We start from the raw sequence: 23,555 nt of genomic DNA, 5'->3' as shown, positions 1-23,555 counted from the left end.
GTCAGCGTGAAGAGCTGCCTTGCTCATGCAAGCTGGTGATGGTGGCCAGCAGGGTGCGAATCGCTAGCTCGGTGAGCTGCTCCTTGCTCAGCTGGTGCTCCTCCAACCAGGCGAGGCTGAGGGCCTCGACGAAGCCGACCCAGCCAGTGATAGCCAGGCGCAGCGCGGGCAGCTGGCGCTCACTCTCCGGCAGACCCTGCAGGACGCGCTCGACGTAGGTTTGCCGAACGTGGTTGAGGATGGCCGCCACCTCTGGGTCGACGCCCACGCCGCCGCGCAGGAGGGCGACGTAGGTGCGCGCGTGCATCTCTGCAAAGGTGAAGTAGGCCAGCAAGCCGACGCGCAGGCGCTCCAGCGGCTCCAGGGAGGTATCCGGCTCGGTCAGCTCCAGCAGCTGACTGGTGCTGTGCCGGAGTACGGCCAGATAGAAGTCGTGCTTGGTCGGAAAGTAGTAGTAGAGCAGGCCCTTGGAGATGTTGGCGGCAGCGGCGATATCGTCAATGGCCACCTCGTCGTAGGAGTGCCTGCTAAAGAGATCCAGGCCGACCTCGATGAGCCGCTCGCGACGTGTCTTGCGTTTCTGCTTGTGAAGCATCAGGTGATCCCCCAGCGCTTGATCATGCGCCGAGCCAGTGGCGAGCGGTCGTAGCGATGGGCGCGTGCCAGGCGGCGCAGGCGTAGCAGGATAACGAGATCGACAAGGGCAGGTAGATGGCGCGCCAGGCCAAGCTCCAGAGCGCCCAGGGGCGTGGTGGCGACGTCGCGGCGCACGCGCCCGCTGCAGCAGCGCACCAGGGTACGTACGACGGCCTCCAGAGGCTCCTCACGCACCAGATCGGCCAGTGAAAGGCCGGCGGCCTCGGCGGCGGCGTGGATTGGTGTGCGGATGTAGCCCGGGTAGACGGTAGTGACGCCGATCTGGCTGCCATATTCCATGCGCAGGGCATCCGACCAGGCTGCCAGGGCCCGCTTGCTGGCGGCATAGGCTGAGGCAAAGGGGACCGTGGCAAAAGCCAGGCCGGAGGCCACATTGATGACGCGCCCGTGCGAAGCGAGCAGGGCCGGCAGGGCATAGGCGGTCACCGTCCAGGGGCCAAGCAGATTGACCTCCAGGGTGAGGGCCACATCCTCACCCGGTGGGGTACCGGCGTCCTGGGGGAGGCCGATGCCGGCGAGATTAATCAGAATGTCCAGCCCGCCCAGCTCGTTGAGGGCTTGGGCGACAGCGCGCTCGACAGCTTCGCTGCTGGTGACGTCGGCCTGGATGATACCCTCACCCCCGCGCCGATCCAGACCGACAACGCACGCTCCCCGTCGGCGCAGCTCGGCGCAGGTGGCGCTGCCGATCGCCCCCGCGGCTCCAGTGACCAGGACCCGCTTGCCAGCCAGGGAACCACGCTGGTGACTTTGCATGCTTGTTCTTCCTCCCTTCGTGCGGCTCGCCCAGCCGTCTCAGGACTGGCCGGTGTGGCCGGTGGCGGGTACGGCATAGCCAGGAGTGCCTTCCGATGTGGGCTGCGGCAGGCTTTGGTCGCGGCTGATGCCCCCCGGTTGACTGCGCCGTGGAGTCAGACCCTGGAGGCGACGGCGCAGCCGCTCGATGGAGCGCATGGTCTCCTGGACGCCGACGAGATAGCGTGCTGAAGGTGGCTCCCAGCGGGCGATGAGATTGGCGATGGGAGCGTCCAGCCGCTCCTGGCATTGGACCAGGTCAACCAGCAGGCGCGCTCCGCGGCTGATGAGGGGACCGGCTCCGCCACGCGGCTGGAGCAGGCCGAAGATGTAGAGGTTAGCCAGGTCCGGGACCATCAGGTGGGCCACCAGACGAGGATAGCCGTGCTCCCAGGAGAAGAGTTGGTGGTCGAGGAAGGGGAAGGAGACGTTGAAACCGGTCGCCCAGACGAGGGTGTCGAACTCCTGGCTGCTGCCGTCGACGAAATGGACCCGCTTGCCGTCCAGGCGAGCAATGTCAGGCTTCGGGCTGATGAGGCCGTGGCGGATGAAGTAGAGCAGCTGGGAGTTGACGATGGGGTGGCGGTCGAAGAGATCGTGGTCCGGTTTGGGGAGCCCATAGCGTGAGTTGGGACCGACGATCAGTGCCAGGGCAGCCTTGATGATGAGCTTCTGGAGCCAGAGCGGCATCCAGGGCATCTCCATCTCGGCTACGGGGATGCCGGCGATCGTTTTGGGCAGGAAGTAGTAGCCACGGCGCATGGAGATGGCCACTTCTTTGATGCGCTTGCTGAGGGCTGCTTCGACGGCGATGTCACAGCCAGAATTGCCGGCTCCGACGACGAGAACTCGCTCCCCTTCGAGGTCGTCGGCGTTTTTGTAGTCCTTGGAGTGCAGGGTCTTGCCACTGAAGCTCCCTGAATAGTGGGGGTAGCGCCGATCCCAGTGGTGGCCGTTGGCGACAATGACGCCACGATATTCCAGGCTGCGCCCGTCGTCCAGGGTGACGCGCCAGCCGCTGAGGCCCCGCGGGTCGAGTGGCTCGATGCGTTCTACGCTGCGCCCAAATTGGATGTAGCGTCGTAGCCCGTAGTGGTCAGCGTAGGAGCGCAGGTAGTCAAGAACTTGCTGCCGACTGGGAAAGTCGGGATAGCTGGCCGGCATGGGGTACTCTTCGTAGCCGGTGCTGTTGCGCGAGGAGATGATGTGCGTTGCATCGTAGACGCCGTTGAGCCAGTTGCCGCCGACGTCGTCGTTCTTCTCAAAGATGTCGAAGGCAATGCCGGCCTCCTGAAAGGCGTGGGCAATGCCCAAACCTGAGTAGCCAGCGCCAATGATGCAGTAGCGCGGTGCCGATGCCATGCGTGTTCCTCCTTTGGTGGTGACGGCTTGCTGCGCCGGTCAACCCCTTGACCGGCCCGGACGGGCCGAACGCTGGCTGGACTCCCGACTGGTCCTGGAGCGCCTGACGCTCGGGCCCGCTCGCTGGTGCCCTGCCCAATATTGAATATAGTTCAAATTTGACCAAAAGTCAAGGAGGAAAAGGCCTTGTCTCGGGACCGGGGCCGGATGCTATAGTAGGTGAGGTGACGCCAACTGGGCGCGCCGCCGGTCCAGCAGTGGTTGGCTGATTGGTTGGCTGGCTGGCAATGGGTATTGCTTTCTTGTTCGAGAGGAGGAATGCGTTCATGGCAGTGACAACGATTCGTAGTGTTGGTGTCGTTGGCTGCGGCCTGATGGGCAGTGGAATTGCCCAGACCTGTGTGCAGGCCGGCTATGAGGTGGTGGTGCGTGAGGTCAGTGAGGAGCTGCTGCACAAGGGTCTCCAGCGCATCTATGAGGCCTGGGAGATGTTGGTGAGCAAAGGAAGGGTGTCTCGTGAGCAGGCTGAGGAGTATCGCCAGCGTTTGCGCGGTACGGTTGCTTTGGAGGAGCTGGCCAGTTGCGATCTGGTGATCGAGGCTGTGGTCGAGCGTATGGAGGAGAAGCTGCGGCTCTTCACAGCGTTGGACCGTTTGCTCAAGCCGGAGGCGCTGATTGTTTCGAATACGTCTTCTCTGAGTGTGACGCAGATGGCGGCGGTGACGCGGCGCCCGCAGCAGGTCTGTGGGTTGCATTTCTTTAATCCTGCGCCGGTGATGAAGCTGGTCGAGATCGTTCGACCGATTACGGCTTCCGAGGAGACGATCGAGACGGTGCGCCGCTTTGCGGAGTCGTTGGGCAAGACGCCGGTGCTGGCCAGGGATACTGCCGGTTTCATTGTGAATTTCTTGCTCATTCCTTATTTGCTCTCGGCTATCCGCATGCTGGAGAATGGGATGGCTTCGCGCGATGACATTGATACGGCTATGAAGCTGGGCTGTGGCTATCCGATGGGGCCGTTTACGCTGTTGGATTATGTGGGGCTGGATACGACGTTGTGGGCGGCGGAGGCGATCTATGAGGAGTATAAGGAGCCGCTCTATGCGCCTCCGCCGTTGTTGCGCCGTATGGTGGCAGCGGGGCTGCTGGGTCGCAAGAGCGGTCGTGGCTTCTATGAGTATTCCTGACCTCCTTCCTTGCTGTGCTATGCTGTGCTGTGCTGTCTTCTGACCCCCCGGGGGGTGTGGTGGCCGCTGTCTGCTTTGCGGGGGTAGGGAGGTTGTTGCTGACGAGCCGGGGTTGAGGCCAGGACAGGTGGCCAGCTGCTCACAAGCTGGCCACTGTTGCTGGCTGCTGGCGGTCGCTGGGGTGGGGTACGGGTTTGGGTGGGCGGCAGCGAGTTCCTGTTCCTGACTCAGTCCTCTTCCGGCTCTTCGGCCAGGGCGACGTGTGGCTCTGGTCCTGGGGGGGAGCCGGGGCGATGGGACTGATGGCTGCTCGGATGCGCGCGCTCCAGGGGGAGGTGCTGGTGATGGTAGAGGCGGTTCGAGAGCAGCGCGTGGTTGGCGGTCATGGCAACCTGGAGGGATTCGACAAGCTGCTCCAGCCGTTCGATGCTTTGGAAGACCTGCTGGAAGGTGGTCTGGCTGCCGTGGTAGGGTTCGACGGCGCTGCTGGGGCTGCTGCGCTGGACGGTCAGGTGTTGCTCCCAGTCCCTGGCCAGCTCGCGCAGGGCACTGTAGAGGCGCTCCAGGCGTTCGTCGAGGGCCCTGCCGATGGCCTCCATCAGGTCGTCCCAGGAGAGTTCGGTCTGTACTTCGATGGCTTCGGATTCGGGTGGGGGGGGTGGGGCTGGCTCTGCTCCGCCGGGTTGGGTGGCGGATGGGCCGCTTGCTGCGCTCTCGCCAGGACTGGGGGGAGGAGCCTGCTGGCTCAGCAGCTGGTTGAGGAGTTGCTCGATGCCCATCAGTTGGGCGGCCAGTAGGCGGTCAAGGGCGCTCTCGATCTGTTGTTGCTGCTGCTGCTGGCGTTGCTCGACTTCGTGTCCCAGGGCTTGTACCAGGCGTGTCTGCTGGGTGCCGAGCTTTTGGCTGAGGGCGATGTTGAGTTCGTTCTGCTGGTCGTTGAGTTTGTGGGTGAGGCTGCGAAGCAGCTCCTGTTGAAGCTGGTTAAGGCGCTGCTCAAAATCGCGGCTCAGGGTGCTGAGGCGCTGCTCGAAGCTCCGCTCCATCTCCTGGCGGTGGGTGGTGAGGCGGCGTTCGAGTATGGTGTTGAAGGATTGCAGTTCATCTTCGGTGAACGACATAGCCACGTCCCTTTTGTTCTTCCTGGGTGAGCCTGCAGACAAGTATAGGGGGAGTGGCTGCGATTGTCAATTCGGCGGCCAGTGCCTGTCGCTATAGCCCCCGACGGGCCGCTGCCGGGGGTCCTGATGTTCACTTGCCCTGTGCTACAATAGGGGGAGGGGGCAGGCGGGCTGATGCCGCGTTGCGCCTGAGTACCGCTTGAGGAGGTGCAGGCCGTGCCACGGGCCATTGATTTTCATGTTCATCTGCCGACTACGGAGTTTATCCAGGTTACTCTCGGTCCTTATGCGAAGGCCGCGGAGCGCTTTTTTCGTACGGAGGTGAAGCTCAAGGATATTGAGCAGCTGGCCGCTGACTATGTGGCGGTGGATATGATTGGGGTGCTGCTGGCCTGGGATGCTGAGACGGCGACCGGTCTGCCTCCCCTGGGCAACGATTATGTGGCGGCGATCGTGCGGCGCTATCCGCAGCAGTTCATCGGCTTCGCTAGCGTTGATCCCCATAAGGGGAGGGCGGCAGTGAAGGAGGTCGAGCGGGCCATTAGGGACTTGGGCCTGGCTGGGGTGAAGTTCCATCCTGGTGTGCAGGCGTTCTATCCCAATGATCGGGCCTTCTATCCGCTGATGGAGAAGATTCAGGAGCTGGGGGTGCCCGCTCTCTTCCATACCGGGACGAATGGTCTGGGCGCCGGGGTGCCGGGGGGTATGGGGATTAAGCTTGATTATACGCGCCCAATTTATTTGGATGCGCTGGCCGCCGATTTCCCCGGCTTGACGATTATCGGGGCCCATCCTTCCTGGCCCTGGCATGATGAGATGATTGCTATTCTGCAGCATAAGGCCAACGTCTACAACGATCTGTCTGGCTGGTCTCCCAAGTATATCCCTCAGTCGTTGCTGCGCGAGGCAGCCACCCGCCTGCAAGACCGTATCCTCTTCGGTTCCGACTATCCTTTTATTACACCGCAGCGCTGGCTGCGCGATTTCGAGGCGCTCGACTCTTTCACTCCCGAGGTGCGCGAGAAGATTTTGTGGCGCAATGCTCAGAAGCTGCTCGCTCATACGGCGGTGGCGCATATGCACTTTGGCTGACCGCTGTCACTCCTCTCCAGAGGAGGCTCTGCTCGTGTAACTTCCTGGGCCTCTCGCCCGTATATCTCTCAGTGTTGTTTTCTCTTTGGTGCCAGAAAGGGAGGTACCCTTGGGATGATGTCTCAGCAGGAGGGCGAGGCCTTCCGTGATATCCCCTACGGACCCTATGCAGGGGAGCCGCAGCCTGCTGGTTCTGCTGGTGGGCCTGAGTCGCGTCTGGTCGGAGAGCCTTCGAAGGTCTATCCGTCTCGCGCAGAGCATGTCAATCTTTTCCGCTTCTTGATCGTTTTGATGGCAATGGTGACGATCCTCGTTCTGGCGGTGATCTGTCTGGTCATTGTGGGTGGTAGCATGCCTTGGCTCAGCTTTGGTGCTGGTTCCTTTACTGTCTTCTTGGTCACGGTGGTGGCCCTGGACAGGATTAAGTAGGCTCATTTTGTCAGCTTTGGTGCTGGTGGGCAGGTCGTGCAGGTCAGCCAAGGGTGTCGAAGAAGCTGGCTGGTGGCAGCGTTGGCAGCAGGCGAGAGATCAGCTGCTCGTCGATGCGCTGGCCTGCCAGTTCCAGGGCGCTGAAGAGGACGCCGATAACTGGTTCGAAGCGGGGGCGGGTCGGCTGTGCCTGTGGTGAGCGGCTGTGCACGCGGGTAATGATGGCCTCAGCCAGCAGGGGCGAGGGATGGCGCAGGACGCCTCCAGCCAGGACGAGAGGGAAGGGCTGGCCTTCGAGGCCGACGCGCCGCGCTGCAACGTTGGCGAAGTCGCCCAGGGCGCTGCCGTGCTTGCGGACCAGGTGGCGGGCGACGCTATCGCCGGCCTCGGCTTCGTCAAGGAGGGCAGCCGCCAGTCCGCTCAGCGGGCGGGTCTCCTGTGAGAGGCGGGCGGTCAGCCGATGGAGTACGTCCTCGACGCTACTGGTGCCGAAGTAAGCGAGGACCCGCTCGCGCAGCGTGGTGGGTGGGCTGATGCCAAGTTCGGCATGGAAGACGGCGGTCAGGGCTTGCTGGCCGAGGTGGCTGGCTCCCTGGACGCTGTCCTGCCAGTGGCTGGAGTGCCAGGTACGTCCGTCCGGCCCTCGGGCTCCGGTGGCGGCGCCGGTGCCGCAGATGACGGAGACGCCGCTGTTGGTCGCGCTCCCTATACAGGCAGGGTGGAGCACTCCAAGGGCATCGTTCTGTACCAGCAGCCGTTGTCCGTAGCCTCTGGCCTGCATGGCTGTTTCTAGCAGTGCGAGGTCCTCTGGCCAGTCGGCCCCGGCCATGTTGAAGACCGCTGCCTCCAGGTCTGCCGGATGGCAGCTGGCCTGCTTGAGGGCGGTTTTGACAGCTCGCTCGATTTCATCCAGGGCGGCGGGCTCGTGGATGCTGGCCTGTTCTCCCGGGGGGATGTGGTAGATGTCGCCGCAGCCAGCACGTCCGTAGCCGCGGATCTGTCCGTCGAGGGTGGCCACCAGGGCCAGGGTTTTGGTGTTGCCCCCGTCAACTGCCAGGACGCAGCTTCTCATCGTTTTTCTCTTCCTCTCTTGCTCTCTTGTCTTGTTCTTGTGTCTTGTTCTGGCTTTGTCCAGGTTGTCGTTGCCAGCTTAGTGCAAGAGCCTCTCTGGCAGGTAGGCGCGGTGGGCGGCGGCCATCTCGTCGTAGAGTGCTTCCGCCTTGCTCAGTGAGAGGACCAGGGGGTGGCTGGCCAGGGCGCGGATGGCGTCGCGCCGGTTGCCACGCCAGGCTGCTTCTGCGGTCAGGGCCTGGTATTCGGCGAGCTGGCCGATGAGGCCCCGCAGGTGGGCGGGTAATGGCTCGTGGACGAGTGGGGTGACGCCCTGGCGGTCGACGTAGCCGACGATTTCGACCACGCGGTCATCGGGCAGACCAGGGAGGGCACCCCGGTTGGGGACGTTGACGTACCAGAGTTCGCCGCGATCGTTGTAAATGGCGTCCATGACGTCAATGGCCAGCTCTAGCTCGTGGAGGCCACCGCGTGAGCGTGTGGGGTCGAGGGCTGGTCTCTCGCGCTCGGCTTGTTCGCGGTAGTGGACCCAGTAGTCGGGGAGACTGGCCATGATGTCCTGGGCACGGGTGGTTGGCTTGGCCTGAAGCTCGGCCAGCAGTTCATCTTTGTAGTAGTAATATTGCAGGTAGTGGTTGGGGAGGGCCTGCATGCTGACAGCCAGGCGTAGTTGCCGCAGCGTGTAGCGCAGCTCGGGGTCGGGGCTGGCTTCGCCTTCAGGGTGCTTGCGGCGCAGGCGCTCGTAGGTCTCCTCTAGCAGTGGGAGGAAGTCCTGTCCGTCGTAGCGTGGGTTGAGTCCCCAGGAGCCGTGGTTGAGCCCACGGAAGCGCACGCTGAGCCGGTTGGGGTCGAGGCCGGCATAGCGTGCGAAGCGGGCGGCGTCCATGATGGGGCCTTCGCAGAAGGAGATGGTGGGAATAGGGCTGTGGTGGGTGACGGCCTCTGAGATGATGTTGATCGGGTTGGTGTAGTTGAAGAGGCGGGCCTGTGGGCAGACCGCTTCCATGTCGGCGATGATCTCCTGCATGACGGCGATGCTGCGCAGTGCCATGAAGAAGCCCCCTGGTCCCTGCGTCTCCTGGCCGATGATGCCGTGTTTGAGGGGGATGCTCTCGTCAAGGTGTCGGGCTTCGAAGCCTCCTGGTCGGTAGCTGGTCAGTACGGCGTCGCAGTCGCGTAGTCCGGCTCGCCGGTCGGTGGTGATGGTGATGGTAAGGTCCAGGCCGCGGGCGCGGGCCAGTTTGCGGGCGATGGTCTGGACGATCTTCAGGTGCTCTTCGTTCAGATCGATCAGGACGACTTCGGAGCCGTTGAAGTGCTCTCCTTGGGCAATGAAAGAGGCCATGGTGCCAGCGGCGCGGGTGCTGCCGCCTCCGATGTAGGCAAGTTTGATGCGGGCCACGGTTCGTTTCGCTCCTCCCCAGGGTTGGACTGATCTAGACAACTAGATGATTCCAGTATACACTCTCTTGTCCAGATCCTCTTGTCTCGGGCCAGTTGCTCTTGCCTGGCCTGGCCCGCTGCCTCGAGGGCGGGGGGTTGGCCCTTGTCCTGGTCTAGCCGGTTTCTCCGTGGTGGGTCAGCGGCTCGGTGTCGGTGGCGCTCTGCCAGACAGCGCTAACGAGTGTGGGGAGTATCTCGCCTGCCTTGCCGCGTAGGTCGTAGAGTCGGCTTGGCTTGAGGCCGTAGCTGCTCTCTTCTTGTTGTAGGAGTGGCGTCGCTTCAGGGTTGATGACAGCGACCGTTGCTCCTGCTCGTAGGGCGGTGTGGGGGAGTGAGGCTGCTGGCTCGACGATGCCCGAGGTGCCGACGACGAGCAGGACGTCACAGCTGAGGACGGCTTGCAGTGCCTGGTAATATGTGCGTTCGGGCAGCAGTTCGCCGAACCAGACGACGTCGGGCCGCAGGTAGCTGCCACAGCGAGGGCAGCGTGGGGGGATCTCCTCTTCGCTGGCGAGGTCTGGGTCCGTGGGGTGGTCCTGGGCAAAGCATTTGGTGCGGAAGAGGTTCCCGTGCAGTTCGAGGACGCGGCTGCTGCCGGCGCGTTGGTGCAGCCCGTCGACGTTTTGGGTGATGATGGTGACTTCTTCTACGTAGCGCTCCATTGCTGCCAGGGCGCGGTGGCCGGCGTTGGGTTGGGCGGCAGCGGCCTGCTGGCGTCGCTCGGTGTACCATTCCCAGACGCGGCGTGGGTTGCGTTCGAAGGCTTCGCGCGTCGCTAGCTCCTCTGGGTTAAAGCGCGTCCAGAGGCCGCTGGTGGCGTCGCGGAAGGTCGGGATGCCGCTCTCGGCTGAGATCCCTGCCCCTGTCAGGACAGCGATCCGTCTGGCCTGCCGCAGGGCCTGGCGGAGTTCGTGAGGAATGCTTTGTTCCATGTCTCTCTCTTTGTCTGTGTCTTCCGTTTCTGGTTCTGGCTCCTTCTCGTCCCTTGCTCAGTTCCCGCCATATCAATAATGTATGGCGTGCTTCGCTTGGTTGCAAGGGTGGAGGGTGGAGGGTAGCGGGCTTTGCTGATCTTTCTGCCTCTCGTTCTGTCTTCCCTCTCTTCTGGTAATGGTAAGATGCTTTATGGTGGCGGTGGCGTCTTGGTTCGCTACCGCTCTGGTTCCGAGCGCTGGTTAAGGAATGCGAAGGAAAGGAAGGTTTGCACACGGTGACTGAGAGTCTGAACGTGCTTGGCTTCGCTGGTCTGGGACGGATGGGTCTGCCTATGGCTCGTAATCTGCTCCGTGCTGGCTACCGTTTGCGAGTCTATAATCGTACGCCTGCGCGGGCTGAGGAGCTGGTGGCTGAGGGGGCAGAGCGCGTTGAGCGCCCTCGTGATCTGGCTGAACCGGGAGGGGTCGTCTTTTCGATGCTGGCGGATGATGCGGCGCTGGAGGCGGTGACGTTAGGTGGTGATGGTCTGCTTGCCGGTCTGGCTCCCGGCGGGGTTCATGTCTCGTTCAGTACTGTCTCGCCTGCTATTGCACGCCGTATGCAGCGCCTGCATGCAGAGCGAGGCTGTGCCTATGTTGCGGCTCCCGTGGTGGGACGTCCTGATGCTGCCGCTGCTGGTAAGCTTTGGATCTGTCTGGCGGGTGAACCGGCGGCCAGGGCGCGGGTCTTGCCCTTCCTGCAGTTACTGGGCCAGGCTGTCTTTCCATTTGGAGATGAGCCGGCCCTGGCAAATGTAGTGAAGCTGGCGGCTAATTTCCTGGTCGGTTCTGCTTTGGAAGCTCTGGCTGAGGCTCTGGCTCTGGCTGAGAAGCAGGGAGTTGAGCGTTCGGCTTTGATGGAGATGCTGGCTCAGACGATCTTTGCCTGCTCGGTCTATCAAAACTATGGGCGGATGATTGCCGAGCGTCATTTTGCTCCCGGTTTCTCGCAGCGTCTGGCACTTAAGGATTTGGGCCTCGTCCTGGATGCCGCGGATGAGGCTCGGGTACCGATGCCGCTGGCCGGTCTTGTTCATAACCGCTTGCTTAGCGGGGTTGCTCGTGGACGCGGGGAGGAGGACTGGACGACCCTGGCGCGAGCTGTGGATGAAGCTGCCGGCTTGGTGTAAGTGGGCGGGGGTGGGAGGCGGGAGAATTGCGGAGAGAGGAAGGGAGGGGGGGTCCAGGTCCTCTCTCCCTTTCCTCTTCCTAGTGGATGATCCCGTAGCGTAGTTTGAGTAGGAGGATGCGCTCGACTGACTGGTCGATGCGTGCTTCCGTCAGTTGGCCTTGCTGGATAGCGGCCTTGAGGGCGCTGACGACATCAGTGACCTGGCTCGGTGTGTAGGGTCCTTCGATGAGGTCGTCCCCAGCTTCGATGGCCATGACGGCAGCTTCACTCAGCGACCAGTGTTCGCTGATGCCGCGCATGTAGAGGCCATCGGTGATAACAACTCCGTCGTAGCCGAGCTGCTGTCGGAGTATGCCGTCGATGGCTTTCGGGGATAGCTCTGCTGGCAGCTGTGGGTCGATGGCTGGCATCAGGACATCGGTGGCCATGATCATTGCTGGCTGGTCTTTGGGGATCATGAGGCGGTAGGGGGCCAGGTCGATCCGGTTCAAGGTGGCCAGGTCACGGTTGACAACTGGTAGGCCGCTGTGTGGGTCAGAGGTGATTGCCCCCAGTCCGGGGAAATGCTTGAGGCAGCCAGCAACCTGGTGCTGTTGTAGTCCTTGCAGGTAGGCGCCAGCGTAGGTGGCGACTGTTTGCGGGTCGCTCCCGAACATGCGCGTCTCCAGGACCGGTGGGTCCACGGTGTGAACGTCGACAACCGGGGCCAGATCGCTGTTGATCCCGAGCTGTTTCATCCATTCAGCGGCCTGGCTGCCTTGCTGGTAGGCATAGGAAGGTTGCCCCGTGGCGGCCATCTCTTCCGCCGAGGGCAGCGGGCCGTGGAATTTGTAGAGCCGGTTGACGAGTCCTCCTTCCTGGTCAGTGGCAATCAGCAGCGGAATCCTGGCATCCTGCATGGCCTGCTGTGAAAAGGCCGCTACGGCAGCGATGCTGTCGTCAGGTGCGTCGAAGTTGTGGTTGCTTTCCTGATACATGAAGCCGCCAACGTATTGGTCGCGGATCATTTCCTGCAGGCCGCTGGCCTGGTAGTCGTGGCCCAGGTATTCGACGATAATGAGCTGGCCGAGCTTCTGGTCAAGGGTCATGCTGGCCAGAAGCCGCTGGGCCTGGGCCACCAGGCGCCGGTCGCTCTCCATGTTGCGCCCTTGCCAGTCAGGTCGAGCGGCTGCGGGACGTGAGCTGGCCGTTGCTGCGGTCGGGGATTGGCGGCTCGCTCCTTCACTGCTTTGACCGCATGCTCCTAGCAGTAGTAATAATGCGCATATAGAGATATAAGAAGCAAGTCGAATTCTTTTTCTGTTTCTGTTGGTACTCAGGGTCTTTTTCTTCATTCTTGTACCTGCGTGCCCTCCACGTGCTGGGTGGCAAGATCGTCGATGTGCTCTCTGCTGTTTAGCATAACCTTCCCTCGAAGGGTTGGGACGGTGCAAGCGGTGGCAGGTAACGGATTGAGAGAAAGAGGCTGTCTGTTTTTGCCTGTCGCTGTGGTAGATTTCCTGTGTGTAGTTCTATTGTGTAGTTCGTGGAGGGTACGTGGCTACAAGAATGTAGTTTATGACTATAAGATACTCATGACATCAGGCCGCAGGCCGCACCAGACGTAGACACCTCTACCAGCCCTCTTCCCTCTCATGTCTCATACCGGCCACTTACTGCTGGCACAGCCCTCACTCTCTCACACGTAGCCGTATCTAAGCTACGGTATGGGTTCCTCTGGCTGCTGCGATCCACCTGACCGTACAGGAGCAGGCAGAGTTGCCTCTCTCCCTCTGTTCCCTCCGGTTGCAGGCAGGTTGGCAGCCTTCTAAAGCTTTTTGGCTATAAGAAATTTATACGCGGAGGAGCAGAGCGACTTGACGCAGAGCAGGCCCAGCGGCTATCATCCCAAGCAAAGCACTCAGCAGAGCGAAGCAAGGAGCCCCGCAGAAAGGAACCCTCAATGAGCGAGCATTCCCATCACTATGACGTGATCATCATCGGAGCTGGCCATAATGGTCTCGTTGCCGCTGGCTACCTGGCGCGTGCAGGCAAGCGCGTCCTGGTCCTTGAACAGCGCGACCGTGTAGGGGGAGCCTGCACCCTTGAAGAACCCTTTCCAGGCTTCAGCGTCTCCCCTTGCGCCTACGTCGTTAGTCTGCTGCGACCGGAAATCATCCGCGACCTTGAACTAGAGCGCTACGGCTTCGAGGCCTACATCAAAGATCCTCAGATGTTTGTGCCCTTTCCAGACGGCAGCTACCTCTTCATTCGCGCCAGCAGTGAGCAAACCGCTGCAGGTATTCGACGCTTCTCGCCGCGCGACGCCGCTGCTTACCCGCGCTTTCTGCATTTCTTTGAACGCGCCTCAGACATTCTCACGCCCTTGCTTCTAGAGGAGCCGCCCACACTGGCCGAGCTGGCGGCACGCTTTCGCGGCGAAGACGAAGAAATCTACAGCCGACTCATGTTCGGCAACCTTTACGATCTGCTCGCCGAGTATTTCGAATCTGATCAGGTACGAGCTGCCTTTGCCGGTCAGGGTGTCATCGGCAGCTTCATCGGTCCCAAAACGCCAGGCTCTGTCTACGTGATGTGGCACCACATGTTCGGCGAAGTGAACGGTCAACGCGGCCTCTGGGGCTACGTTCGCGGTGGCATGGGACGTATCAGCTTCGCCCTGGCAGCCTCAGCCACCGCCCACGGTGCCCTGATTCGGACAGGCGCCCCTGTGACCAGCATCCTGGTCCACAATGGACGAGCTGAAGGCGTGCGCCTGGAGACTGGCGAAGAAGTGCGTGCCCGCGCAGTCCTCTCGAACGCCGACCCCAAACGGACCTTCCTGCAACTGTGCGCCGATGCCGGCCTTGATCCCACCTTCCGGGCACGTATTAAGCGCTTCAGGACCGAAAGTCCTGTCATCAAGATAAACCTCGCTCTCAAGGAACTGCCCAGCTTCAGCTGTCTGCCAGGCAGTGAACCGGGCCTGCAGCATGCAGGCTCATGCGAGATTTCGCCCACCCCCGACTGGGTCCAGCAAGCCTATGAAGACGCCCTGCGCGGCGAGCTATCGCGCCACCCTTACATCGAGGCCTACATGCAGTCGGCCACTGATCCTTCACTCACCCCGCCAGGCAAACACCTGATCTCGATGTTCTGCCAATACGCCCCTTACCACCTGAAAGATCGCCCCTGGAGCGAGGAAGTCAAAGAAGAAATGTTCGAACGCGTCATTGCCACCATGTGCACATTCGCCCCTAACTTTGCCGATGCCATTATCGACCGCCAGGTGCTGAGTCCAGCGGACATCGAGCAGCGCTACGGTATGACCGAAGGACACATCTTCCACGGCGAGATCACTCCCGACCAGCTCTTTGGTCAACGCCCAACACCTGAGTGTGCCCGCTATCGCACCCCGATCGCTGGTCTCTACCTCTGCGGCTCAGGAACCCACCCGGGCGGGGGCGTCATGGGGGCACCCGGCCATAACGCTGCTATGGCACTGCTGCGCGACTGGGGAGAAATCCCCATGACTGGCTAGCCAGGCAGCCGCGAGGGAACCTGGCCTATGCTTGTCTAACAGACAAGCATAGGCCAGGTTCCCTCTCTCCTCCATCCTGGATCAGGACCCAAGGCCCGAGCAAGAGACAGAAGACTCTGACACACGGGCAAGAAGCCACCTCCAGCCTCGCTCAGCCTCCTGCGCCTGACCCCTGATAAGGCCAGCTCAGGGCCGGAGCTGCGGTCGTACTTCTTACTATCCACAGACTATAAGAACACAAAAGAGCGGCAGACTGAAGACAGGAGAGGGCCAGGCTGATACGTCACCTACCCTTGCGACGCGAGCAGTGACAGAGCATCAGAAAAGTACATCTCTAGCCAGAGACGCAGATCCTCGCTCAATGGGGCAACAAAGGTCACTGGCGTCTCATCGGGATAGCGACGCACGGTCAAACTGAAGGCATGGAGGAACTGGCGCCCCAAAGCTGCCTGGGGCGTTCCCAGCAGCGGAGGCGGGGCATAGGTCTGGTCACCGACCAGGGCATAGCCCAGAGAGGCCAGATGAGCGCGAATCTGATGAATCCTTCCCGTAATCGGGCGTGCTTCCAGCAAGAGGAAAGGACCCTGGTGGGCCAGCACCTGCACCAGGGTCCGCGCAGGCAGGCCCTCTGGCCCCACCACACAGCGTCGGCGATCCTGGGGATCACGCTGAATGGGTCCATCGAGCAGCCACAGGCTCCCAACGGGCAATGGCAGCGGCTCCAGCTCCTCTCCCGAGATCGCCAGCACTTGCGAGCTGGGCCACTCCTCTGTTCCAGCCAGGTCAAGAGTTCCCGGCCCCAGCCCCTGCCCCAGCTCAGCCCCAGAGAGACGAGACACGCGCAGCGGCTGCAGCGGTCGCGTCCAGGATGGGGCCCCGGCGAAGGCCACCGCCAGATAGCGCTTCAGCACTCGATGCTCATTGAACTGCCGTCCCAGATAGCGCCGGGCATTCTCAGTACGGGCCAACAAGACTACCCCCGACGTATCCTTATCCAAGCGATGCAAGAGCACTGGCTTGGGCAGCGGCCCCTCCTGCCTGAGCAGCCGCGCCGCCCGCCGCTCGCGCAGCATCAGGCGCACCGGCTCGGGCGCCCGCTCCCAGCCCGGCTCATCGGGCAACGCCGGCGGCTGCCACTCCTCCGGCCCCCGCCGCTCCAGATAGGCCAGGATCATATTCCAGAGCGTATCATCAGCATGCTTATAGGTTGGATGAATCACCACGCCCGCCGGCTTATTGACCGCCAGCATATGATGATCTTGATAGAGAATCAGACTCGGGTCCAGCTCCATCGCAGAAACTACCCCCTGCCGCCGGCTTCACAACGCCCCCGCCCTCCTGGCAGAGCGCGCAGCGCGGCGAGCGCATCCAGGCAGGTCCACATTGTCAGGCTATTATAGCCCCCGCCCCAGCAAGGATCAAGAGCAAGAGCCAGACCCTGGCCGGGCATAGGGGGGCAAGAGAGACTGCCCACAATTTCCCCAACATGGTAGAATGTGTAGGATACGGTCCAGGGAAGGCAGAGAGAGGTATGAGCATGTCTCTGATCCAGTATTATCGTGAACACCTGCAACTACGCAACCCGGTGCTGATCGCCGCCTTGGCCGGCTGGAACGACGCCGCCGACTCGGCCACTACCGCCATCAAATTCCTGATAGATCGCTGGAAGCCGGTGAAGATCGCCGAAATTGACAGTGAAGACTTCTACGTCTTCACCGAAACGCGGCCCATTGTGCGCATTGTCGACGGCATGCAGCGTTCCCTGGTCTGGCCCGCTAACCAGTTCTCCGCCCACAGCCTTCCCGAGCAAGAGCGCGACATCATCCTCTACCTGGGAGTAGAGCCGCAGCTCAAGTGGCGCACCTTCAGCGAGTGCTTTCTCGAGATCTGTCGCCACTTTCACGTCTCGGAGGTCATTCTGCTGGGGGCTATGCTGGCGGACATCCCCCACTCGCTGGCCGTGCCCATCACTGGCAGCTCGTCAACGCCCGAGCTCCAGGAACGGCTACGCGAGTTGGACATCCACAGCTCTGGTTACGAGGGTCCCACCGGCATGATCGGCGTGTTGCAGGATGCCTGCCGCCGCGCCAACATCCCAGCAGCCAGCCTCTGGGCGGCAGCGCCCCACTACCTGGCCGCTACACCGAACATCAAAGTGACCGCGGCCCTCCTGGCCTATGTCAACAGCCTCCTCTCCCTCGACCTCGACCTCAACGAGATCCAGGCGGATGCCGTCCGCTTCGAGGAGCAGATTACCGCGCTGGTGGCTCGTGATCCCGAGGCCAGCGCCTACGTCCGTCGCCTGGAAGAACAGATCCATGCCCTGGCAGACGAGGAGGATGAGGACGACGAGGATGATCTAGAGGACGAGGAGGAGCCGCCCGTGGTGGAGACAGCCCACGGCCCGGCCACTGACCTCGACCACCCCGCCGGCACCGGTCCCCTGCCGAGCGCGGATGTGCTCATTCGCAGCGTCGAGGAGCTGCTGCGACGTGAGCGCGAACAGGGGCCACCCACCGATACCGACGATTCCAAGGACGAGGGTTGAATGAGCAACCGGCTGTATACGCTTGAGGAAGTGCTGCACCCGCGCTCTGTCGCCATCATCGGCGCATCGCGCGCACCCCAGAAGTGGGGCCATGTCGCCGCCCGCCAGCTATTGGCGAGCTTTCCAGGCGAGGTCTATCTGGTCACGCCCAGCGCCCCCGAGATCCTCGGCCAGCGCACCTATCCCAGTCTGCGCGCTGTGCCCGGGCCTGTCGATCTGGCCATCATTACCACCGCCTTCCAGCACGTGCCCGCCGCCGTCGACGATTGCATCGCTCACGGGGTCAAAGGCATCGTGATCGTCACCGCCGGCTTCAGCGAGACCGGCCCCGAGGGCCGCGCCCTCGAAATGGAGCTGGTCACCCGCTGCCACGAGCACGGCATCCGTATCCTGGGCAGCAACTGCATGGGGGTCTACGTACGGCGCGCCCGGCTCAACGCCCTGGGCATGGCCTTTCCGCTGCCAGAGGGACCGATTGGCCTGGTCTCCCAAAGCGGCAACCTGGGGATGTATCTCTACGCACAGGCCCAGCTCGATGGACTGGGCTTCACGACTTTCCTTAGCATGGGAAACGGCGCCGATGTGCGCTTCCCCGAGTATCTGCAGTATCTGGCCAACGACCCTGAGACAAAGGTCATCGCTGGCTACGTCGAAGCCATCGACGAGGCAACCCTGCAGCAAGTGACACGGCAACTCTACCGCCAGGGACGCTACAAACCGGTGGTCATCTTGCTGAGCGGGGCCACCGAGGTCGGAGTCCGCGCCGCCTTAGCCCATACTGGTAGTCTGGCGACAGTGCGCCCCGACCATGACACGGCATTATTCGGCAGCGGCGTGGTGCGCGTCATCCGCTCGGATGAGCTATACCCAGTGGCACGGGCCCTGGCGCTACAGCCGCCGACCCCAGGCGGGGGACGACGCATCGCGATTGTAGGCGATGGCGGCGGGAGCGTGGTAGCCTCCGGCGACGCCGCTTTGCGCTGCGGCCTGGAGGTGCCCGTCCTTAAGGAGGAGACGCAGCAGCAATTGCGCGCCCTGATGCCCGCCCGGGCCACAGCTACCAATCCGATCGATGTCGCCGGCGCCGCCGATGAGGACCCGCTGGCTTTCGCTCGCCTGAGCGAGGTCTGTCTGGCCGACCCCGACGTTGATGGCGTCATCATCACGGGCCTCTTCGGCGGCTATCGCTGGCTGCTCTCTGAAGCCTTTGGAGCGCGCGAGGAGGAGGCCGCCCGCGAGCTGGGCCGCCTCGTGCGCCAGTACGCTAAGCCAGTCCTGGTGCAAACCATCTACGCTCGCTACGATCAGGATATTCCCGCGCTCCAGCTCCTACGCGAGGAGGGCATTCCTTACTATGAGTCGATTGAGATCACCTGCCGCGCAATGGCGGCTTTGGCAGAAATCGGCCACTTTCTGACACGCATGGCCAGCAGCACTGCCAACGGGGAGCCTGGAGCGTAAGCAGATTAAATGAGGTCGAGCCTGGCAGAGCCTGGCGCTCACAGGCAGCGCGGCGATTGCTCTCGCTCGACCTCCGTTCGCTTTGCGCTGTGTCCGGCACCTGACTCAGCGCGGCGCGACAAAGAGTCCCGGCAGACGCCGGCTGATCTCCCAGGCTTCCTGAATAATGCGCTCAATCAGCTCCTGGGCCGTGGGAATATCATGGATGAGACCCACCACCTGCCCGGCCCAAACAAAGCCTTCGTCGAGAACACCCTCCAGAGCAGCCCGCTTGTTAACAGCGCCGCTGATGAGCGGCAACAGCCGGCGCAGGCGCTCCTCAGCCGTAGCCCCTGCACGCTCCAGCTCCTCCTCAACCTGGCGAATACGCTCGGCAACCGGCCCTTTGAGAACGCGCGCCGGACGTCCGATGCTGCGCTCGATGATCATGGTATCCGTCTCCTGAGCTTCGAGCAGGGCCTGCTGATAGTGCGGGTGGGCATTGCTCTCACGCACAGCTACAAAGCGCGTGCCCAGCTCAATGCCTTCGGCTCCAAGGGCCAGGGCCGCCGCGAGACCGCGCCCATCGGCAATGCCACCGCTGGCCAGCACCGGAATCTTGACGGCCTCGACAACGCGCGGCGTCAACACCAGCGTACCCACATCGTCACGCCCGAGATGCCCCCCACCCTCGAAGCCAACAGCAATCACAGCATCAGCTCCCAGAGCCTCGGCTTTGCGCGCCGCCCGCACTCCCGCGACAAGCACCATCGTGCGCACCTTTACGCCGCTCATTTGAATACGCTTGAGCAGCGACTCGGGATTGCCACCGGTGATGCTGATAACCGCCGGCCCTTCACTGAGAGCAGCATCGAGAAACGGCTCAAGAGGAATATGCCCGATGGGGAAATTGACCCCAAATGGTTTGTCAGTAAGCCGCCTGGCTTTCTGGATTTCGGCTCGCAGTTCTTCAGGCGTGGCAAAGCAGGCGCAGCCGATCTGACCAAGGCCGCCAGCATTGGAGACCGCCGCCGCCAGCTCGGCAAAGGAGAGATGGGAAAGCCCTCCCTGGACAATCGGATAGCGAATGTTAACGAGTTCTGTAAAGCGCGTCTGCATGCGCTCAGGTAGCGATGTCAAGTGCGTTCCCGCCTTTCGCCGACCGGGTTCAGAATGAGATGACAGGCACTTCTTCGCCTCCCGCCTTCGTTGGCCGGCAGAGGATATTATACCATCAATGCTGCCCACTCTTTCCTTCTCCCGCGCTGTCCCTCAACAATTGATTGTCACAATTGTATCACCGATATATACAATCTTTTACAATGCTCTCCTGTTCATCGCCTGATGATAGCCATTTGTATACAATCTCTCACTTGCGTAAGGGAGAGAGCAGCAAACTGCTGAATTGACAACGATTGTGGATTCGCATATACTAGGCTATACAATCGTTAAAGGCTCCAAATGGCGAAATGAACCTCATCTGTAACTTATAGTATTTCCCATGAAATAGCAGGTAGGACGAAGCCAGGCAGGGACTATGAGTATCACTTTTTCATTGGACAAGAGCACACGCACTCTGCTCTATCAGCAGCTTGCTGAACAAATCAAAAGCGCCATTGTGCGAGGAGAGCTAACAGAGGGCATGCAGCTGCCACCGGTACGCCGGCTGGCGGCGGAGCTGAGCGTGAGCACCACCACCGTTGCTCAAGCCTACGATCTCCTCGCTAGCGAGGGTATAATCGGTGGTCATGTTGGGCGCGGTACCTATATTCTTTCTTCGCCGCTGACAGCCCTGGCGCGGGCACGTGCTCCCTTCGGGGGTGATCTCCAGGCGAGCGATCCGGCCTCGATCTGCCAGCGTCAACGACTGGACTGGGCAACAGGCTGGCTCGGAGGGCTATCGCTGCAAGCCAGCCGAGCCGGTCAATTGCAGTGGCTGACGCAGCGCGCCCTGGAACGCTGGGGCGATCCCGCCACCATGCTCAATCTGAGCAGTGGCTATCCTGATGTCAGCCTCTTTCCTATCGAGCGCTGGGAACGTTCGATGGCGCGCGCTGGGCGGCTCCTGGCCGAGGAGGCACGGCAGGCAGCCAGCTTGCAGGTATTGCAGTATGGCTCGACTCTGGGCGACGAGGCCCTGCGCCGCTATCTCTGTCAGTATTTCACGCGCTTCGGCTTCCAGCCGGAGCCACAGGAGATTCTGCTCACGAGCGGCAACCAGCAAGGGTTGGATCTGGTCGCACGCGTGCTGCTAGCCCCGGGCGAGCCAGTCTTCATTGAGGAGCCCGCCTATCTGGCAGCCCTGGATATCTTTGAGCAGCTGCGAGCGGCCTGCCAGCCAATTCCAGTCGATGAGGAGGGGCTGCGTCTCGACCTCCTGGAGCAGGCGCTAGAGGCTCCCGCGGCCCGCCCTCGTCTGCTCTGCGTGGTGCCGACCGCCCATTCACCAACCGGTGCCACCATGTCATGTGAGCGTCGCCAGCAGCTGGTGGAGCTGGCCCGCCGCTATAATCTGTTGATCGTCGAAGACGACTACTGCAGCGAGCTGTTCTACGATGAGTCAAGGTGTGAGCCGCCACCAGCACTGCGCAGCTTTGATTGCGAGGGGCGCGTGATCTATCTAAAGAGCTTCAACAAGCTGATTTTTCCAACACTGCGCCTCGGCTGTATCGTGGCGGCCCAGCCGATCCTGGCGCGCCTGGTCGAGGGCAAGCAGGCCTTCGCGCGCGGAACCTCGCTACCTCTGGCTCGGGCTCTTCTGGAGCATCTGAGTGATCCCGCGTTCGAGGAGGAGCTTTGTCTCTATCGCCAGGAGTATCGCCGCCGGCGTGACGCCCTGCTGAACCTGCTCGCGGAGGAGCTGGCCGGGCTTGAATGCCGCTGGACGGTGCCAGGCGCGGGCTTCAATCTGCTGCTCTGGCTGCCGCCACAGCTGCAGGAATATGAAGTGATTGAGAAGGCTGCCGATCGCGGCCTGTTGCTGGCTCCCGGCCAGCTCTTCCGCGTCGAGAACAGCCAGCAGCAGCTTCCAAGTGTGCGCCTGACTTTCGCCGATAAGTCCCCGGAGCAACTGCGCGAGGGAGTCCAGCGGCTATCGTCGACGCTGCGCGCTCTGCTGCATGGCAGCGGCACCAGGCGGGGCCGGGCCTCGCCCGACCTGTTCACCGCTGTCTGAGGCCTGGAAAACCCGGAGGTCCGAGGCTCCCTGGCTTGTCTCCTCGCGGCCCCCGTCTCCTCTCCTCAAGGGCAGCTATCTCGCTACCAGGTCCGCAATACCGTACATCCCACCAGGGGGAGGGAGCACTATCGAGATCGACAGCTTGCTCTTCTCCGATCTCTTCAGTGCGCCCTCTCCATGAGCGATAAGCGAGCAGAGGCTCGGGCCTGTGATGCTCTCCGTTACTTCCCGGGCTAAGCTGCCTCTCCCCTGGCCACCTCCCAGGCTATGGCGGCAGAAGAGAGGAAGCAGCAGAATCCTACCAGCAAGCAAACAAGGGTTAGGCCAGCGAATAGCTCGGAGGTGTAGAGGGGCCAGCCGGGGAAGTACCAGCTGATGAGGCCGAGGTCCAGCAGCAGCTAGGCCAGGAATGCGAGTATTAACGGCCAGAACAGGTCTGCCTTCCTTGTGCCTTTTCAGAACGCTCCCGAGATAGAAGAAACAGCGCTCCGACCCAGTAAAGCGTCCCCAGCAGGTACAGACCCTACAAGGACAGGGAAGATACCGGGCAAACGGGAGAGGATAGTGGTCTGCGGCCAGCTAAAGAGTCTGAGAGAAAGTAGCACTTTGAGAGGTTGCTGCTCTCGTCTGACTGGAGCTCATCGGCTCAGCCAGGCAAGAGGGGACAAAACCAACGTAAATGGCTCGGCTCGGAGAAGGTTTAAGAGAAGGAAGAGGCGAAGGCTCGTGGGCGCAACCTGCCTGCCATCTCAGACAGAGTGAGGAGCCTTCTTTCTCTCTTCCTATCCTACCTGTTACTGACCGGTGAAGTGTGCAGGACGCTTTTCCACGAAGGCCCGTGTCCCCTCCTGACGATCATGAGTTCCAAAGAGGACCAGCCAGGCCTCGGCTTCGATCACCAGGCCCTGGTCCAGGGAGGTCTGTAGCCCCTGATTGATGGCTCGCTTGGCCTGCTGCACCGCAATCGGGCTATTGCGCGCAATGCTCCGCGCCAGTTCATGGGCTTCGCTGAGCAGACGCTCGCGCGGTATCACCCGATTGACCAGCCCGATCTGCAGCGCCTCCTCTGCTCCTACACGGCGCCCTGTAAAGATCAGCTCCTTGGCCAAACCAGGCCCTAGCAGGCGCGCCAGGCGCTGGGTACCGCCCCAGCCGGGCAAGAGACCAAGCGAGGTTTCCGGCAAGCCCAGCTGCGCCCCTTCCGCCGCCAGACGAATATCGCAGGCCAGGGCCAGCTCCAGCCCTCCCCCAAGGGCATAGCCATTGATCGCCGCGATACTCACTTTACTGCTGCGCTCAAGCCGCAGCAAGACCTCCTGTCCCGCATAGACAAAGCGCCGCGCCTCCGGCAGGCTCATGGCCGCCATGTAGGCCACATCTCCCCCTGCCACAAAGGCCTTTTCTCCAGCCCCGGTCAAAATGACCACCATCAGCTCGTGATCCTGCTCCAACTCATCTACCAGTTGATGCAGCTCGTCAAGGACAGCGCGGTCAATGGCGTTGAGCTGTTCCGGGCGTGCGATGGTCACCTGCGCCACCTGGGGGTGAGCGCGTTCCACCTGTAGATAACGATAGCTCATCTTCGCCTCCCTCGCTTTGCTTACATACA

Annotated in this window: 19 protein-coding genes; 8 read left to right on the top strand and 11 right to left on the bottom strand. The window is 62.0% G+C overall.

What is annotated here, in order from left to right; translation table 11 throughout:
• Position 1 precedes the first annotated feature (1 nt).
• The 3 genes from A4R35_RS03100 to A4R35_RS03090 are packed head-to-tail and all read right to left on the bottom strand — an operon-like array spanning position 2 to position 2,814.
• Positions 2-595: a TetR/AcrR family transcriptional regulator gene (locus tag A4R35_RS03100; RefSeq protein WP_112426440.1), complete on the bottom strand. Its 594-nt coding sequence runs from the start codon at positions 593-595 to the stop codon at positions 2-4.
• Entirely contained in the window at positions 595-1,413 is an 819-nt protein-coding gene (locus A4R35_RS03095) for an SDR family NAD(P)-dependent oxidoreductase (RefSeq protein WP_112426438.1), read from the bottom strand. Before A4R35_RS03095 ends, A4R35_RS03100 begins: the two co-directional genes overlap by 1 nt.
• 39 nt (positions 1,414-1,452) lie before the next feature.
• Positions 1,453-2,814 (bottom strand): flavin-containing monooxygenase, encoded by a 1,362-nt coding sequence (locus tag A4R35_RS03090; RefSeq protein ID WP_112426436.1) that lies wholly within the window; start codon positions 2,812-2,814, stop codon positions 1,453-1,455.
• Positions 2,815-3,140: 326 nt separating this feature from the next.
• On the opposite strand from A4R35_RS03090, the gene A4R35_RS03085 reads away from it, so the two are divergent.
• Positions 3,141-4,001, top strand: coding sequence for a 3-hydroxyacyl-CoA dehydrogenase family protein (locus tag A4R35_RS03085; protein WP_112426434.1), 861 nt, complete (start codon positions 3,141-3,143; stop codon positions 3,999-4,001).
• 227 nt (positions 4,002-4,228) lie between these two features.
• On the opposite strand, the gene A4R35_RS03080 is transcribed toward A4R35_RS03085, so the two are convergent.
• Entirely contained in the window at positions 4,229-5,119 is an 891-nt protein-coding gene (locus A4R35_RS03080) for a hypothetical protein (RefSeq protein WP_112426432.1), read from the bottom strand.
• A 216-nt stretch (positions 5,120-5,335) separates the two neighbouring features.
• Between A4R35_RS03080 and A4R35_RS03075 the strand changes: the two genes are divergently transcribed.
• Both A4R35_RS03075 and A4R35_RS03070 read left to right on the top strand, forming a co-directional pair.
• Entirely contained in the window at positions 5,336-6,211 is an 876-nt protein-coding gene (locus tag A4R35_RS03075) for an amidohydrolase family protein (protein WP_223258168.1), read from the top strand.
• 114 nt (positions 6,212-6,325) lie between these two features.
• Positions 6,326-6,640, top strand: a complete 315-nt coding sequence (locus tag A4R35_RS03070; RefSeq protein WP_146747097.1) for a hypothetical protein — start codon at positions 6,326-6,328, stop codon at positions 6,638-6,640.
• 43 nt (positions 6,641-6,683) lie between these two features.
• On the opposite strand, the gene A4R35_RS03065 is transcribed toward A4R35_RS03070, so the two are convergent.
• The 3 genes from A4R35_RS03065 to A4R35_RS03055 form a co-directional block, all read right to left on the bottom strand.
• The gene (locus A4R35_RS03065; protein WP_112426426.1) at positions 6,684-7,712 is read right to left on the bottom strand and encodes an N-acetylglucosamine kinase; all 1,029 of its coding nucleotides are present in this window, start codon (positions 7,710-7,712) and stop codon (positions 6,684-6,686) included.
• Positions 7,713-7,790: 78 nt separating this feature from the next.
• Entirely contained in the window at positions 7,791-9,113 is a 1,323-nt protein-coding gene (locus tag A4R35_RS03060) for a family 4 glycosyl hydrolase (RefSeq protein ID WP_112426424.1), read from the bottom strand.
• 154 nt (positions 9,114-9,267) lie between these two features.
• Complete coding sequence (locus tag A4R35_RS03055; RefSeq protein WP_112426422.1) at positions 9,268-10,086, bottom strand: SIR2 family NAD-dependent protein deacylase; 819 nt, start codon at positions 10,084-10,086, stop codon at positions 9,268-9,270.
• Positions 10,087-10,364: 278 nt separating this feature from the next.
• On the opposite strand from A4R35_RS03055, the gene A4R35_RS03050 reads away from it, so the two are divergent.
• Positions 10,365-11,258 carry an NAD(P)-dependent oxidoreductase gene (locus A4R35_RS03050; protein WP_223258167.1) on the top strand — a complete coding sequence of 298 codons (894 nt, stop codon included), beginning with the start codon at positions 10,365-10,367 and terminating at the stop codon, positions 11,256-11,258.
• 79 nt (positions 11,259-11,337) lie between these two features.
• On the opposite strand, the gene A4R35_RS03045 is transcribed toward A4R35_RS03050, so the two are convergent.
• Positions 11,338-12,399, bottom strand: a complete 1,062-nt coding sequence (locus tag A4R35_RS03045) for a glycoside hydrolase family 3 N-terminal domain-containing protein (RefSeq protein WP_223258166.1) — start codon at positions 12,397-12,399, stop codon at positions 11,338-11,340.
• An 803-nt stretch (positions 12,400-13,202) separates the two neighbouring features.
• On the opposite strand from A4R35_RS03045, the gene A4R35_RS03040 reads away from it, so the two are divergent.
• Positions 13,203-14,780: a phytoene desaturase family protein gene (locus A4R35_RS03040; protein ID WP_112426418.1), complete on the top strand. Its 1,578-nt coding sequence runs from the start codon at positions 13,203-13,205 to the stop codon at positions 14,778-14,780.
• A 287-nt stretch (positions 14,781-15,067) separates the two neighbouring features.
• Here A4R35_RS03040 and A4R35_RS03035 read toward each other — a convergent pair whose 3' ends face one another.
• Positions 15,068-16,072 carry an RluA family pseudouridine synthase gene (locus tag A4R35_RS03035; RefSeq protein WP_112426416.1) on the bottom strand — a complete coding sequence of 335 codons (1,005 nt, stop codon included), beginning with the start codon at positions 16,070-16,072 and terminating at the stop codon, positions 15,068-15,070.
• Positions 16,073-16,311: 239 nt separating this feature from the next.
• On the opposite strand from A4R35_RS03035, the gene A4R35_RS03030 reads away from it, so the two are divergent.
• Entirely contained in the window at positions 16,312-17,328 is a 1,017-nt protein-coding gene (locus A4R35_RS03030; RefSeq protein ID WP_189361261.1) for a PAC2 family protein, read from the top strand.
• Complete coding sequence (locus A4R35_RS03025) at positions 17,329-18,789, top strand: acetate--CoA ligase family protein (RefSeq protein WP_112426412.1); 1,461 nt, start codon at positions 17,329-17,331, stop codon at positions 18,787-18,789. It abuts the gene before it with no gap.
• Positions 18,790-18,894: 105 nt separating this feature from the next.
• Here A4R35_RS03025 and A4R35_RS03020 read toward each other — a convergent pair whose 3' ends face one another.
• Positions 18,895-19,887 (bottom strand): NAD(P)H-dependent flavin oxidoreductase, encoded by a 993-nt coding sequence (locus A4R35_RS03020; RefSeq protein ID WP_112426411.1) that lies wholly within the window; start codon positions 19,885-19,887, stop codon positions 18,895-18,897.
• Between the two features lie 418 nt (positions 19,888-20,305).
• On the opposite strand from A4R35_RS03020, the gene A4R35_RS03015 reads away from it, so the two are divergent.
• The gene (locus A4R35_RS03015) at positions 20,306-21,943 is read left to right on the top strand and encodes an aminotransferase-like domain-containing protein (RefSeq protein WP_112426409.1); all 1,638 of its coding nucleotides are present in this window, start codon (positions 20,306-20,308) and stop codon (positions 21,941-21,943) included.
• 797 nt (positions 21,944-22,740) lie between these two features.
• Here A4R35_RS03015 and A4R35_RS03010 read toward each other — a convergent pair.
• Entirely contained in the window at positions 22,741-23,526 is a 786-nt protein-coding gene (locus A4R35_RS03010; RefSeq protein WP_112426407.1) for an enoyl-CoA hydratase/isomerase family protein, read from the bottom strand.
• Between the last annotated feature and the right edge of the window lie 29 nt (positions 23,527-23,555).

Origin of the sequence: Thermogemmatispora tikiterensis (assembly GCF_003268475.1) — a bacterium.
GTDB classification, from domain to species: Bacteria; Chloroflexota; Ktedonobacteria; order Ktedonobacterales; family Ktedonobacteraceae; genus Thermogemmatispora; species Thermogemmatispora tikiterensis.
Note: the sequence above shows the minus strand (reverse complement) of the source record. Positions and strands in the feature narration are given on the sequence as shown.